This is a genomic window from Variovorax sp. E3, from assembly GCF_016082275.1.
In the GTDB taxonomy this organism is placed as follows: Bacteria; Pseudomonadota; Gammaproteobacteria; order Burkholderiales; family Burkholderiaceae_C; genus Variovorax.
The window spans coordinates 25,724-39,956 of sequence record NZ_MOWM01000010.1; the positions used below are offsets into that span (position 1 = coordinate 25,724).

Consider the following 14,233-nt stretch of genomic DNA (forward strand, 5'->3'; position numbering starts at 1 on the left):
AGTCCATGGCAACGCCACGCAATGTCGCGCGCCGTTCAACCCAGGAGATGACCATGATCAAGTACGCACTGTTCGCCCGCCTCGGAGCCAAGCCGGGCAAGGAAGACGATGTCGCGAAGTTTCTCGAGGCCGGCCTTGCGATGGCGCGTGAAGAAAAGACCACGCCGATCTGGTTCGCGCTGCGCCTGTCGCCGAGCACCTTCGGCGTGTTCGACGCGTTCGAGGACGAAGCCGGGCGCCAGGCCCACCTGAGCGGCCCGATCGCCCAGGCGCTGATGGCGAAGGCGCCCGAACTGTTCGCCACGGCGCCGTCGATCGAGCCGATCGAGGTGTTGGGGCTGAAGAACACAGGGCCCACGGCCTGAGCGGGCAGCGGCTAGAATCGCGGACTCTGCACTCAACAAGAGCGAGAAAGGCATCTTGGTTATGACACCGCGAACTACTCCGCAAGGATTCAGCGGCTTTTTCTTCACTGAAGGAAAAGGCCGGTAGCCCCGCGCACGCTGGTTTCTGCCAGCTCTACAACCAAGCAAAGCGCGGTCTTCCACCGCGCTTTTTTGTTTTTCTCCCCGAGGTTTTCACATGATCCAGATCACGCTCCCCGACAACTCGCGCCGCGAGTTCCCCGGCCCGGTTTCGGTGGCCGAAGTGGCCCAGTCCATCGGCCCCGGCCTGGCCAAGATGACGGTGGCCGGCAAGGTCGACGGCAAGCTCGTCGATGCCAGCGACGTCATCGACCACGACGCCAAGCTGCAGATCATCACGCCCAAGGACGACGAGGGCCTGGAGATCATCCGCCACTCGACGGCCCACCTGGTCGGCCACGCGGTCAAGCAGCTCTATCCGACGGCCAAGATGGTGATCGGGCCCGTGATCGACGAGGGCTTCTACTACGACATCTCGTTCGAGCGCCCGTTCACGCCCGAGGACATGGCCGCCATCGAGGCGCGCATGCGCGAGCTGATCGCGCAGGACTACGACGTGGTCAAGAAGGTGACGCCGCGCGCCGAAGTGATCGAGGTCTTCAAGTCGCGCGGCGAGGACTACAAGCTGCGCCTGGTCGACGACATGCCCGACGAGCAGGCCATGGGCCTGTACTACCACCAGGAATACGTCGACATGTGCCGCGGCCCGCACGTGCCGAACACGCGCTTCCTGAAGGTCTTCAAGCTCACGAAGCTGGCCGGCGCCTACTGGCGCGGCGATGCCAAGAACGAGCAGCTGCAGCGCATCTACGGCACGGCCTGGGCCGACAAGAAGCAGCTGGACCAGTACATCCAGCGCATCGAGGAAGCCGAGAAGCGCGACCACCGCCGGCTGGGCAAGGAGCTCGACCTGTTCCACATCGACGAAGTGGCGCCGGGCGTGGTGTTCTGGCACCCCAAGGGCTGGGCGATCTGGCAGCAGGTCGAGCAGTACATGCGCGGCATCTATCGCGACACGGGCTACTGGGAAGTGAAGGGCCCGCAGATCCTGGACAAGAGCCTGTGGGAGAAAACGGGCCACTGGCAGAACTACCGCGACAACATGTTCACGACGGAATCGGAGAAGCGCGAGTACGCGCTCAAGCCGATGAACTGCCCGGGCCACGTCCTGATCTTCAAGAGCGATCTGCGCAGCTACCGCGACCTGCCGCTGCGCTACGGCGAGTTCGGCCAGTGCCACCGCAACGAGCCCAGCGGCGCGCTGCACGGCATCATGCGCGTGCGCGGCTTCACGCAGGACGACGGCCACATCTTCTGCACGGAAGACCAGATCCTGGACGAGTGCATCGCCTACACGGCGCAGCTGCAGAAGGTCTATGCCGACTTCGGCTTCACGGACATCCTCTACAAGGTCGCCACGCGCCCCGAGAACCGCGTGGGCTCCGACGAGCTGTGGGACAAGGCCGAGCATGCGGTGATGGAATCGCTGCGCCGCTCGGGTGTCGACTTCGTCATCTCGCCCGGCGACGGTGCCTTCTACGGCCCCAAGATCGAATACACGCTGCGCGACGCCATCGGGCGCCAGTGGCAGTGCGGCACGATGCAGGTCGACTTCAACACGGCCGAGCGCCTGGGCGGCGAATACGTGACGGAATCGAGCGGCCGCGCGCACCCCGTGATGCTGCACCGCGCGATCGTCGGCAGCCTGGAGCGCTTCATCGGCATGCTGATCGAACACCACTCCGGCGCGATGCCCGCATGGCTCGCTCCGGTGCAGGTTGCGGTGCTCAATATCAGCGAAGGACAGGCCGATTACGCTGCGCAAGTTGCGAAAACGCTGCAAAATCAAGGGCTTAGGGTCCAGCTTGATCTGCACAACGAAAAGATTACGTATAAAATACGGAAGCATTCGTTGCAAAAGCTCCCTTACATCGTTGTCGTAGGCGACAAAGAGAAGGAAGCAGGTGCCGTCGCAGTGCGCGCCCGGGGAAATCAAGACCTCGGTGCAATGTCCCTCGAATCGTTCGCACAACGGCTCGTCCAGGATGTTGCTGACAAGCGTTGATTTGCCTCTGAAACACCCCATATGTTTCCCAGCCAAATCGTGCCGCTTGTCCGCGAGGACTGACCGGCGTTCGCTACAGATTTTGTAGCAAATTTTGAAGGATTCTGACCATCGCTACTGCATTTCGCGACCGCCGCCACCGCGAGGAACGCCAACACCGCCTGAACCGGGAAATCATGGCCCCGGAAGTTCGCCTGATCGGCCCTGAGAACGAGCCCTTGGGTGTTGTGAGTCTTGCGGAGGCCTTGCGCCTCGCTGGTGAGCAGGACGTGGATCTGGTGGAGGTCGTCGCGGCGGCCAACCCACCGGTGTGTCGCCTGATCGAGTACGGCAAGTTCAAGTACCACGAGCAGAAGAAGGCGGCCGAGGCGAAGTCCAAGCAGAAGGTCATCGAGGTCAAGGAAATCAAGTTCCGCCCCGGTACCGACGACGGCGACTACAACATCAAGATGCGCAACATCAAGCGCTTTCTTGAAGACGGCGACAAATGCAAGATCACGCTGCGCTTCCGTGGCCGCGAGATCACGCACCAGGAGCTGGGTCTGGCACTGCTGCAGCGCATTCGCGACGAGCTGGGCGACCTGATCATGGTCGAGCAGTTCCCGAAGCTCGAAGGCCGCCAGATGATCATGATGATCGCGCCGGGCCGCAAGAAGGCTGGTGGCGGTGCGCCGAAGCCGGCGGCAGACGCCGCGCCGGCGGCAACGCCCGCAACGGCCTGACCGGCACGATTGCAGTAGAGAGGTTTTGAAGGGTTTCGCCTTTGCCGGCGCTTCGCAAGAAGGGCAGGCAGGGGCGGGATAAAGAAGTGTCTCGGGGCCAACAAGTCCGTGGAGTTTCCATGGCGCCTCACGAGCACAAACTAAAGGAGCATTCATATGCCCAAAATGAAGACCAAGAGCAGCGCGAAAAAACGTTTCCGCGTTCGTCCCGGTGGCACCGTCAAGCGCGGTCAAGCCTTCAAGCGTCACATCTTGACGAAGAAGACCACCAAGAACAAGCGTCACCTGCGTGGTGCAGTCGCAGTGCACGAGACCAACATGGTTTCGGTCGCTGCCATGCTGCCCGGCCGTGGCATTTAATTCAGACGAACAAGGAGAAAACACATGCCTCGCGTCAAACGTGGTGTAACGGCTCGCGCCCGCCACAAGAAAGTTCTCGCACTCGCCAAGGGTTTCCGCGGTCGCCGCGGCAATGTCTTCCGCGTCGCCAAACAGGCGGTGATGAAGGCAGGCCAATACGCCTACCGTGACCGCCGTACCAAGAAGCGCGTGTTCCGTCAGCTGTGGATCGCGCGTATCAACGCCGCCTCGCGTGAACTGGGCCTGACCTACAGCCAGTTCGCCAACGGCATCCGCAAGGCCGGTATCGAGATCGACCGCAAGATGCTGGCGGACATCGCCGTGCACGACAAGGCCGCTTTTGCCGGCATCGTGGAGCAGGTCAAGGCCAAGCTGGCTGCTTGATTCTGCACAGCAGGCTGCTGCCTTCGGGCGGCTTCCTGCGCCCACGGCTCAAGGGCTGGCGCTTGAAAAGGCTCCAGCTCTTTTTTATTTCCCCTCGAAGATTTTTGTTGCTATGAACGAGTTGGACTCCCTGGTCGACACCGCACGCGCCGCCTTCGCCGAAGCGAAAACGCCCGCAGAGCTCGAAAACGCCAAGGCCCAGTTCCTTGGCAAGTCGGGCCGCATCACCGAGCTGATGAAGGGCATGGCCGCGCTGAGTGTCGAAGAGAAGAAGTCCCGCGGCGCCGCGATCAACGTCGGCAAGCAGGCCATCGAGGCCGCGCTGACCGACCGGCGCCAGCAACTGGCCGACGAAGAACTCTCGCTGCAGCTGCGCGCCGAAGCGCTCGACGTGAGCCTGCCCGGCCGCCGCCGCATTCCGGGCGGCCTGCACCCCGTGAGCCGCACGCTGGAGCGCATCGAGGAGATCTTCTCGAGCATGGGCTTCGACGTGGCCGACGGCCCTGAGATCGAGAGCGACTGGCACAGCTTCACCTCGCTCAACAACCCGCCGAACCACCCCGCGCGTTCGATGCAGGACACCTTCTACGTCGACATGAACGGCGACGACGGCATTCCCTACAACCTGCGTCCGCACACCAGCCCGATGCAGGTCCGCTACGCGCACCAGCACATCAAGAAGTACGCCGCCGAGTTCGCGGCCGCTGCCGCCGACACCACCGGCACCGTGAAGGCGCCCGAGATCCGCGTGATCGCGCCGGGCCGCACCTACCGTGTCGACAGCGACGCTACCCACTCGCCCATGTTCCACCAGTGCGAAGGCCTGTGGCTCGGCGAGAACGTGAGCTTCAAGGACCTGAAGGTCGTCTTCACCGACTTCTGCCGCACCTTCTTCGAGCGCGACGACCTCGTGCTGCGCTTTCGCCCCAGCTTCTTCCCGTTCACCGAGCCCAGCGCCGAGATCGACATCCAGTTCGCGAGCGGCCCGCTGGCCGGCCGCTGGCTCGAAGTGTCGGGCTCGGGCCAGGTGCATCCGAACGTGGTGCGCAACATGGGCCTGGACCCCGAGCGCTACATCGGCTTTGCCTTCGGCATGGGCCCCGACCGGCTCACCATGCTGCGCTACGGTGTGAACGACCTGCGCCTGTTCTTCGACGGCGACCTGCGTTTTCTCTCGCAGTTCCAGTAAGCCTTCCCGTACACAGATAGAAAAACCAGATCGAGATCGAAGAGATGCAATTCCCGGAATCCTGGCTGCGCGAGTTCTGCAACCCGCCCATCGACAGCGCCACCCTGGCCGAAACGCTCACCATGGGCGGCTTCGAGGTCGAAGAGCGCCGTCCGGTCGCGCCGCCTTTCACGCGCATCGTGGTCGGCGAAATCAAGGAAGCCGTGCAGCACCCGAACGCCGACCGCCTGCGCGTGTGCCAGGTCGACGCGGGGCAGGGCGCCTTGCTCAACATCGTGTGCGGCGCGCCCAATGCGCGCGTCGGCATCAAGGTGCCGTGCGCGCTGGTCGGCGCTGAACTGCCGCCGGGTGAAGACGGCAAGCCCTTCCTCATCAAGCTGGGTCAGCTGCGCGGCGTCGAGAGCCAGGGCATGCTGTGCTCGGCCCGCGAGCTGAAGCTCAGCGAAGACCACGGCGGCCTGCTCGAGCTCGACGCCGACGCGCCCATCGGCGCCGACGTGCGCGACGTGCTCAAGCTCGACGACGCGCTGCTCACGCTCAAGCTCACGCCCAACCTGGCGCACGGTCTCAGCGTGTACGGCGTGGCGCGCGAACTCGCCGCGCTCACCGGCGCACCCCTGAAGACGCCGGCCATCGCGCCGGTGGCCACGTCGTTCACCGACGTGCTGCCAGTGAAGGTCGAGGCGCCCGAGCTCTGCGGCCGTTTCTCGGGCCGCATCGTGCGCGGCGTGGACACCAAGGTCGCCACGCCCGCCTGGATGGTCGAGCGCCTCGCGCGCTGCGGCCAGCGCAGCGTGACGCCGCTGGTCGACATCTCGAACTACGTGATGTTCGAGTACGGCCAGCCCAGCCACATCTTCGACCTCGACAAGATCCACGGCGGCCTCACGGTGCGCTGGGGCAAGGCGGGCGAAGAGCTCAAGCTGCTCAATGGCACGACCATCACCGTCGACGACAAGGTCGGCGTGATCGCCGACGACCGCGAGGTCGAATCGCTCGCCGGCATCATGGGCGGCGACGCCACCTCGGTGTCCGACGACACGCGCAACATCTACGTCGAGGCCGCGTTCTGGTGGCCCGCCGCCGTGCAGGGCCGTTCGCGCCGCTTCAACTTCTCGACCGATGCGGGTCACCGCTACGAGCGCGGCGTCGACCCGAGCCGCACCGTGCAGATCATCGAGCGCATCACGCAACTGGTCGTCGAAATCTGCGGCGGCCAGGCCGGCCAGATGGACGACCAGACGCTGCACGTGCCCAAAGCCGTGCCCGTCACGCTGCGCGTGGCCCGTGCCGCGCGCGTGATCGGCATGCCGCTGACGCAGGCGCAATGCGCCGACGCGCTGAACCGGCTCGGCTTTGCCATCACCGAAGGCGAAGGCACGCTGACCGTCACGCCCCCGCCGCACCGCTTCGACCTGCTGATCGAGGAAGACCTGATCGAAGAAGTCGCGCGCCTGATCGGCTTCAACAACCTGCCGACCACCGCGCCGCTCGCGCCCATCACGGCCCGCGTGCGGCCCGAGGCGCAGCGCGGCCGTTTCGCGGTGCGCCGCAGCGTGGCGGCGCTGGGCTACCAGGAAACGATCAACTTCAGCTTCGTCGAGGCGCACTGGGAGCAAGACCTGGCCGGCAACGCCAACCCGATCAAGCTGCTGAACCCCATCGCCAGCCAGATGAGCGTGATGCGCTCGTCGCTGCTGGGCTCGCTGCTGCAGGTGCTCAAGTTCAACCTGGACCGCAAGGCACCGCGCGTGCGCGTGTTCGAGCTGGGCCGCGTCTACCTGCGCGATGACGGCGTGGCCACCACCGACAGCACCGTGCGCGGCGTTCACCAGCCGATGCGCGTGGCGGGCCTGGCGTGGGGCGACGCCGACGAAGCGCGCTGGGACGGCAAGCCCGAGCGCATCGATTTCTACGACGTCAAGGGCGACGTCGAGGCGCTGCTCGCACCGCTGGTGCCGAGCTTCGAGGCGGCCGAGCATCCCGCGCTGCACCCGGGCCGTTCGGCGCGCGTGCTGGTCGACGGCAAGGCCATCGGCTTCGTCGGCGAGCTGCATCCGCGCTGGCGCCAGAAGTGGGACTTTGCCCAGGCACCCGTGCTGTTCGAACTCGACCTCGACGCCGTGACCGCGCGCCCCGTGCCCGTGGCGCAGCCGGTGCCCAAGCACCAGGCCGTGGAGCGCGACATCGCCGTCGTCGTGGCCGAGGCCGTCACGCACGACGCGCTGATGCAGACCATTCGCGCGGCCACCGCCGCACAGGGCCTGCTGCGCGACGCGACGCTGTTCGACATCTACCGTCCGCAGCCGCTGCGCGACGGTGCGGTGGCGGCGCCCGGCGCCCTGGCGCAAGGCGAGAAGAGCATGGCTGTGCGCCTGAGCTTCCAGAGCGACAGCGCCACCTTGACGGACGAGCAGGTCGAGCCCGCCGTCCGCGCGATCGTCGAACAATTGGGCGCCAAGCTCGGCGGCCGCTTGAGGGGATGATGAGAATGAACGCTGCCGAATTCACGCTCGAGGCTCTGGAAACGCCAGCGCTCACCAAGGCGCACCTGGCCGATTTGCTGTTCGAGCAGATCGGCCTGAACAAGCGTGAGTCCAAGGACATGGTCGAGGCGTTCTTCGAGCTCGTGGCCAACAGCCTCATCGAAGGCACGGACGTGAAGATCTCGGGCTTCGGCAACTTCCAGATCCGCGTGAAGGCGCCGCGCCCGGGCCGCAACCCGCGCACCGGCGAAGCATTCCGATCGGCGAGCGACGCGTGGCCACGTTCCATGCAAGCGCCAAGCTCAAGGAGCAGATTCACGGCAGCATCGAGCCGCAGCAAGGCAGCGGCACGACCGAAGTCGAATGGAGCCTGGGCGCCGCCGAGTGAATAGTGCTTGGCGCTGTGCGCTCGCGTAGAGTAATCTCTCAGGTTTCCCGCGCACAGTCTTGATTTCAATGGAGAAAACGCTCCCGCCGATTCCTGTCAAACGCTACTTCACCATCGGTGAGGTCGGCGAGCTCTGCGGCGTCAAGCCGCACGTGCTGCGCTATTGGGAGCAGGAGTTCACGCAACTGCGCCCCATGAAGCGCCGCGGCAACCGCCGCTATTACCAGCACCACGAGGTGCTGATGATCCGACGCATCCGCGACCTGCTCTACGACCAGGGCTTCACCATCAGCGGCGCGCGCAACAAGCTGCAGGAGCTGGTGCAGGGCGAGCGCGACCGCCGCAAGGCCGGCGAAGTGCCGCTCGACGGCATGGAGGCCATCGAGATCGACCAGGAAGAATTCGATGCGGCCGTGGTGCAGGACACGCCGGCGACCACGGGCGTTGCTGCTGCTTCGGCTGCCGCGAAAACGGTCGACCTGTCGCAGTTGTTGCATCTGCGGCGCGAACTCTTTGAAATTCGTGAGCTGTTGACCGTCGGACACTGAATTTTCATAGCTATAATCGAGAGCTTCGGTGTGTGGCGCAGCCTGGTAGCGCACTTGCATGGGGTGCAAGGGGTCGAAGGTTCGAATCCTTTCACACCGACCAAAAACAAGAAACGAAATCAACGGCCTAGGTCCACAAGACCTAGGCCGTTTTTCTTTGCGCGCGGCGGCGGCCAACGGCAGGCCAGGCGGTCTGGTACGGGCCGCTTCGCATCACCAACGTCCACCCCGACGCGATCGCGCCTTCGGTGCTGGTGTCGGGCAGCTCCCTGCCCAACGCCACCGCCCAGAGCTATCCGCTGTTCGGTTTCGTGTCGCCCCCGGCTTCGGGCTAGAGCGTCACGGGCCAGGCGCCGTCGCGCTTCTACGCGGTGCAGGGAGGCATCGTCGGCCTGCGCACCGGCTCCATCATCTCGCAACGGCGGTGCGCGCGAGCGGCCCGTGGGCTATGACGCTTGCAGCGCGATCCAGGTGGTCGGCGACCGGGCCTTGAGCGAGGCACAGAAAGCGGTGTTGACGCCTGCCGAGCGGCGCAACTGGCGGCCCTGAGATCGCAGGCGCAGCCCCGGCTACTTCGATGCAGGCGGGGTTCCGTCACTCGGGCGTCAGCCCGATGTCCTTCACCAGCGCGCCCCAGTCGTGCAGGTCCTTGCGGATCGTCGCGGCGAACTGCTCGGGCGTGTTCTGCGGCAGGTCGGTGAAGTTGAGCTCGCGCAGGCGCTGCACCACGGCCGGGTCTTTGAGCACGTGGTTCACCGCCTCGTTGAGCTTCTTCACGATGTCGGGCGGCGTCTTCGCGGGGGCCAGCAGGCCGTACCAGGCGTAGGTGGTGAAGGGGTAGCCGGACTCGGTCATGGTCGGCACGTCGGGCAGCATCGGGATGCGCGAGGGGCCGCTGTTGGCCAGGGCCTTCAGGCGGCCGGCGCGCACGAGTTCGACGGTGGAAGACATGTCGGCGAAGGCCGCGTCCACCTGCCCGCCCAGCAGGTCCTGCACGCACGGGCCGCTGCCCTTGTAGGGCACATGCATCATCACCAGGCCGGCCTGCTTCTTCAGGCTTTCCATCGCCAGGTGGCCGCCCGAGCCGTTGCCCCACGAACAGTAGCTGAGCTTGTCGGGGCGCGCCTTGGCGTAGGCGACGAACTCCTTGAGCGACTTCACCGGCAGGTCGTTGCGCACCAGCAGCAGGTTGCCGCCGCGCCCGATCTGCGCCACCGGCGCAAAGTCTTTCAGCGGGTCGTACGGCAGCTTCCTGTAGAGGCTGGGGTTGACCACCATCGCCGCGGCATAGGTGAACAGCAACCGGTAGCCGTCGGGGTTGCCGCGCGCCACCAGGTCGGTGCCGAGGATGCCGTTGGCCCCCGGCCGGTTGTCGATGATGAAGGTCTGCTTGAACGTCTTGCCGAGCGCATCGGCGACCAGCCGCGCGATGGTGTCGGTGCCGCCCGCCGCCGCCGTGGGCACCACCAGCGTCACCGGCTTGTCGGGGTAGGCGTCGGCGCCCTGTGCATGGCCGGCGAGGGCCAGGCTGGCGGCGAGCAGGGCGCCGGCCAGCGCGCGTAACGGGTGCCGGAGCTTTGGTGTTGTCATGGTTTCTTGTCTCCTGCGAAATCGAATCATTGAATACCGAAGCGGCCCTGCGCGCCTTGCTCGATCATGTCGGCGCTCACGCGGTACAGGTTGCGCGACACGTAGCTGGGCACCTGCCGTGCGCGCTGGCGAAGCATTCGGCCTTGAGCGAGCGCGCCTCCACGAGTTCGGGGGCGTCGCCGCGTGCGGTGGCCAGCAGGTCGATCACGTGCAGCGCGAGCTGCCAGCGGCCTTCCCGCGCCAGTGCTGCGGCCTGCGCGATCACGCCGCGCTTGTCGGTGATGGCGTCCGCAACGGCCTGGCCGATGGCTTCGGGCGCCTCCGGGTGCAGCGAGGTCGGGTTGCGGTCCCACCAGCCGTTCTCGGAGCGATAGATGTCGCGCACGATGTAGCCGGGGTCGCCATACGTGGGCTTCATCCACTCGACGCCGAACAGTTCTTCGGGAAAGCGGATGCGCGCCAGCGTCTCGCGCTCGTTGAGCCCTTCGTTCATGAGTCGCACGACTTCGGCGCGCAGCCAGCGCAGCGCGCGCGCCGTGTGCGTGAGCACGTGCCGCACCTGCGCCTCGCCCTCGAGCGTGGCGCCGAACTCGCGCACCGCCTTGCGCGCGCCGAGCGCCGCGAGCGCGTCGAGCGTGTCGGCCCAGCGCACCGTGTCGCGCATCGTGCGAAACGGCGTGCCGATGTTGGGAATCGAGTCGATCAGCGCCGCGCCGCCATAGAGCACGCGCTGCGACGGGCTCCACAGCGCAAGAGCGTCGTCGGTTTCCGAGGGCGCCCAGCGCAGCTCGATGCGGCTTTCTCCGCTGCCGATCTGCAGCCGGTCGTCGAAGGTCTCGGTCGGCGCGTGCATGGCCAGCCGCCGGTCGAAGAAACCCGCGGGGCGGTTGAACTGGATCTCGGCCATGCGGTGCTGCAGCGCCTCGGTCTCGTGGTAGCGCGCATAGCGGCGCGGCACGTTGCGGTGCGCAATGACGCGCGGCGGCGCATCGCCGCGCTGCGCCGCGTGCGCAAGCCACATCGGCACGCCGGCGTTGTAGCCCACGTGGCCGTGGCTGTAGCACAGCGCATGCAGCGGCGCGTCGCTGAGCGCGCGCACCGCATCGATCATGCCCTGCGTCACCGGGCCGCCCGGTCCGGCATCGATCACCACGAGGCCGACGTCGGTCTCGGCCACGAAGGACTGCCCCTGCCCGCGCAGGATGTGCAGCCCCGGCGCGACCGTCTCGGTGCCGGTGCCGACGATGAGGAAGGGCTTCTCCTGCTCCGTGCTGGCGGTCGTGTTCGTGGTCGTGTTCATGCCACCTCCCCGTTGCGCACCACGGCGGGCAGCGCATAGCGCCCGTCCAGCATTTCCGCGCGGGGCATGTAGGCCCGCAGGCACAGATAGAAATCGCCTTCGGGCGCGGGCAGCCAGTTGGCCTGCGCGGCTTCGCCTTCGGGGCGCGCGTGCTGGATGTGCAGCGTCAGGCCGCCGTCGGCGTCGTGCCGCAGCGCCGGTGTTCGGTCGCCGATGGCATAGCGGTCGATGGGGTTGGCCACCAGCATGTAGTCGCGGCTGTCGTACATGGTCAGCGACCAGAAGGCGTCGACCGGCGGCATCGCGCCGGGCGCGAAGCGCAGCGTGTAGCGGTGGCTGCCGTTGAGCGTGCGGCCGGCTGCGTCGCGCCACGCGAGCGGATAGGTCGCCTCGCGGCTTTCGAGCATGCCGATGTACTTGAGCGCGACCAGCGCGCGCGCCAGGTGGTCGTCGCCGAAGCTGCCTTCGACCAGCGGCATCTGCACCCAGCCGGTGGCCGTGGTGGTGCCCGACTGCGCCTCGCGCAACCGGGGCAGCACCGCGTCGAGCGCGTCCTGAAGCGTGGTGCGTTGCATGTCGTCGAGCGCGTCCGCATCGGCATCGGGGCCGAACCCCAGCGGGGCAAAGCGCGCGACCGATGCGGCCTCGCCGGCGGGCGGGGGGTTCTCGCGCAACGCACGGTTCACTTGCGCCGCGAAGTGCGCGGCTGTCAGCGGCGCCTTCGGATCGCAGGCGGGGTCGAAGCGCCTGGGTGCCGACGGCCTGCCCGCCTGCCAGTCGGACAACGTGCGAACGACGAAGCCGTCCTGCAGCGCATTGACCGCTGGCACGTCGTGCGGCCCGTCGACCAGGATGCGGCCGATCACCCACAGCCAGCGCGTCGGCGCCTCGACATGCGCGCCGGCCTCGCGAAAGGCAGACGGCAGCTCGCCGCGCCAGCCCGGCGGCGTGACGAGGAACGAACGTGCCGCCGTGCCCGTGAGCCGCTGGCCGAGGTGCGCGAAGGGGTTCGTGTAGAAGTCGAGCAGGCCCAGCACGTAGTAGCGCCCGGCCGTGTCGGGCACGTCGATCACCAGCGGGCCGTCGCCCAGGTCGAGCCAGGCGTTGGTGTAGAGCGTGTCGTGGTTCGGTGTCACGACGCGGCTCTTGCCGGGGCCCAGCAGTTGCCGTGCGTGCGTGAACACGTTGCACCAGCGAAGCGGCCTGGACGCCTCGCCGGCGGTGTCGGTGCGCTGCGGCGAGGTGGCTGCGCGCATGCGCGCCATTTCGTAGAGCGGGTAGGCATGGACGACGGCCTCTTCGGCCAGCGCGCGCAGTTCGTTTTCTGTTTCGATCATCGCTTGCATCGTTCAGTCCTTGCTTGCCTGCAGCGCCGGAATGCGCCAGCTCTGCACGCCTTCTTGCGGGTGGTACATCCGCAGGATCAGGTAGAAGCGCCCGGCCGGCGCGGGCAGCCAGTTGGCGGTGTCGTCCGGTCGCGCGTGGCTCAGCACCAACTCCAGGCTGCCGTCGGCGCCGCGCTTCAGCCCGGGCGTGCGGTCGCCGATCGCGTGGCGGCGCATCGCGTTGGGGTACAGGAAACGGTCGCTGCCATAGAGCGTGACCGACCAGAAGGCGTCGGCCGGCGGCATGTCGTCGGCCTCGAAGCGCATCGCGTAATGGTGCCGGCCGTCCAGCGGCGCCTGCAGGGCGTCGTGGTGCGCCGCGGCGTAGACGGCCTCGCTGGTGGCGAGCGCGCCCAGCCCCAGGTAGGCCGTGCGCGCGCGGCCCAGGAACTCGCTGCCGTAGCGCCCCGTCGCGGGCGCATCGACCAGGGCTTGGGGCGCCGGTTGCGGCCTGCGGCCCCGACCAGTTGCACGCCTTCGGCAAAGCCTTCGACCAGGCCTTCGCGCGCGGGCTCGTCCAGCGACTCCCAGGAAAAAGCGGCGTCCGGCCGCAGCCCGGCCTGGCCGAACCAGGCCACCAGGGCCCGGTCTTCCACCCGGCCCGGCGCCTCGGCGAGCGCATGGCACATGTTGGTGAAGAAGCGCGCCGCCACCTGCGCGGGCGGCTCGCCGTTCTCGAAGGCGGCGGCCATGGCATCCACGGGCGGACCGGCCCAATATTCGATGGCGGCGGGGCGCCCTTGCGGCGTCGTGCCGGGCGCGGGCGCCAGCCGGATCTCGGACTGCAGGGCGCGGGCCGCCGGCCAGTCGCTTTCGTCGCCGACCAGGATGCGGCCGATGAGCCAGACGAGATCGGTCGAGCAATGCACCACGCGGTGGCCGGCAAGCGCTTCGGGCACGGTGCCGCCGGGGCCCACGAGCACCACGGTCTCGCCCTCGGGGTTGCAGTTGCGCGGGCCCAGGTTCTCGAAGTTCTCGGTGTAGGCGTCGTACAGCGGCAGCACGAAGTAGCGGCCCGGATGGCGCGCCGACGCGGGCACGGTCAGCAGCATCGGTCCGTGGGCCAGATGCACCCATGCGATGGTGTAGAGCAGGTCGTTGGCCGGCGTGACCACGTCGCGGTCTTCGTCGGTGGAGGGGCGCGGCGCGTGGTGCAGCGTGTTCAGCGGCGCGCGCACGTCCGAGCCGTGCGAGGCACCGGCGCGGCGCTCGGCCCGCGGCGCGGTCTGCAGGGCGCAGGTGCGGTAGGTCTCCGTGAGCGGGTAGCCGTAGACGAAGGCGGCCAGGCCGACGCAGCGGGCCAGCGCCTTGCGCGCAAGTGCAACGGCGAGTTGGGGGTCGGGAGCATTCATGGGAAAAACCTCTTGGCTGGAATTCATGGAGGGATGCAA

At 67.1% G+C, this 14,233-nt stretch carries 10 protein-coding genes, 1 tRNA gene and 3 pseudogenes; 10 read left to right on the top strand and 4 right to left on the bottom strand.

Going from position 1 to position 14,233, the window contains the following annotated elements:
- The first annotated feature begins 53 nt into the window (after positions 1-53).
- The 10 genes and pseudogenes from BMG07_RS05975 (at position 54) to BMG07_RS06020 (ending at position 8,670) form a co-directional block, all read left to right on the top strand.
- Complete coding sequence (locus BMG07_RS05975) at positions 54-365, top strand: putative quinol monooxygenase (protein ID WP_198083790.1); 312 nt, start codon at positions 54-56, stop codon at positions 363-365.
- 217 nt (positions 366-582) lie between these two features.
- Positions 583-2,490: a threonine--tRNA ligase gene (gene thrS, locus BMG07_RS05980; protein WP_198083791.1), complete on the top strand. Its 1,908-nt coding sequence runs from the start codon at positions 583-585 to the stop codon at positions 2,488-2,490.
- A gap of 101 nt (positions 2,491-2,591) precedes the next feature.
- Positions 2,592-3,212 carry a translation initiation factor IF-3 gene (gene infC / locus BMG07_RS05985; protein WP_198083848.1) on the top strand — a complete coding sequence of 207 codons (621 nt, stop codon included), beginning with the start codon at positions 2,592-2,594 and terminating at the stop codon, positions 3,210-3,212.
- Positions 3,213-3,368: 156 nt separating this feature from the next.
- Positions 3,369-3,572 (top strand): 50S ribosomal protein L35, encoded by a 204-nt coding sequence (gene rpmI / locus BMG07_RS05990; protein ID WP_007832497.1) that lies wholly within the window; start codon positions 3,369-3,371, stop codon positions 3,570-3,572.
- Between the two features lie 24 nt (positions 3,573-3,596).
- Complete coding sequence (gene rplT / locus BMG07_RS05995) at positions 3,597-3,956, top strand: 50S ribosomal protein L20 (RefSeq protein ID WP_007832499.1); 360 nt, start codon at positions 3,597-3,599, stop codon at positions 3,954-3,956.
- A gap of 112 nt (positions 3,957-4,068) precedes the next feature.
- Positions 4,069-5,145: a phenylalanine--tRNA ligase subunit alpha gene (pheS, locus tag BMG07_RS06000; RefSeq protein ID WP_198083792.1), complete on the top strand. Its 1,077-nt coding sequence runs from the start codon at positions 4,069-4,071 to the stop codon at positions 5,143-5,145.
- A gap of 44 nt (positions 5,146-5,189) precedes the next feature.
- The gene (gene pheT / locus BMG07_RS06005; RefSeq protein WP_198083793.1) at positions 5,190-7,631 is read left to right on the top strand and encodes a phenylalanine--tRNA ligase subunit beta; all 2,442 of its coding nucleotides are present in this window, start codon (positions 5,190-5,192) and stop codon (positions 7,629-7,631) included.
- Between the two features lie 5 nt (positions 7,632-7,636).
- A pseudogene (locus BMG07_RS06010) lies at positions 7,637-8,019 on the top strand (integration host factor subunit alpha).
- Positions 8,020-8,087: 68 nt separating this feature from the next.
- Complete coding sequence (locus tag BMG07_RS06015; protein ID WP_198083794.1) at positions 8,088-8,567, top strand: MerR family transcriptional regulator; 480 nt, start codon at positions 8,088-8,090, stop codon at positions 8,565-8,567.
- Positions 8,568-8,593: 26 nt separating this feature from the next.
- Positions 8,594-8,670 (top strand) — tRNA-Pro (locus BMG07_RS06020).
- Positions 8,671-9,161: 491 nt separating this feature from the next.
- Here the strand turns inward: BMG07_RS06020 and BMG07_RS06025 are convergent.
- The 4 genes and pseudogenes from BMG07_RS06025 to BMG07_RS44010 form a co-directional block, all read right to left on the bottom strand.
- Positions 9,162-10,157: a tripartite tricarboxylate transporter substrate binding protein gene (locus BMG07_RS06025; protein ID WP_198083795.1), complete on the bottom strand. Its 996-nt coding sequence runs from the start codon at positions 10,155-10,157 to the stop codon at positions 9,162-9,164.
- 26 nt (positions 10,158-10,183) lie between these two features.
- Positions 10,184-11,457, bottom strand: a pseudogene (locus BMG07_RS06030) (alkyl sulfatase dimerization domain-containing protein).
- Positions 11,454-12,803, bottom strand: coding sequence for a DUF1254 domain-containing protein (locus BMG07_RS06035; protein ID WP_374221239.1), 1,350 nt, complete (start codon positions 12,801-12,803; stop codon positions 11,454-11,456). Before BMG07_RS06035 ends, BMG07_RS06030 begins: the two are co-directional and overlap by 4 nt.
- A gap of 3 nt (positions 12,804-12,806) precedes the next feature.
- A pseudogene (locus tag BMG07_RS44010) lies at positions 12,807-14,194 on the bottom strand (DUF1254 domain-containing protein).
- Between the last annotated feature and the right edge of the window lie 39 nt (positions 14,195-14,233).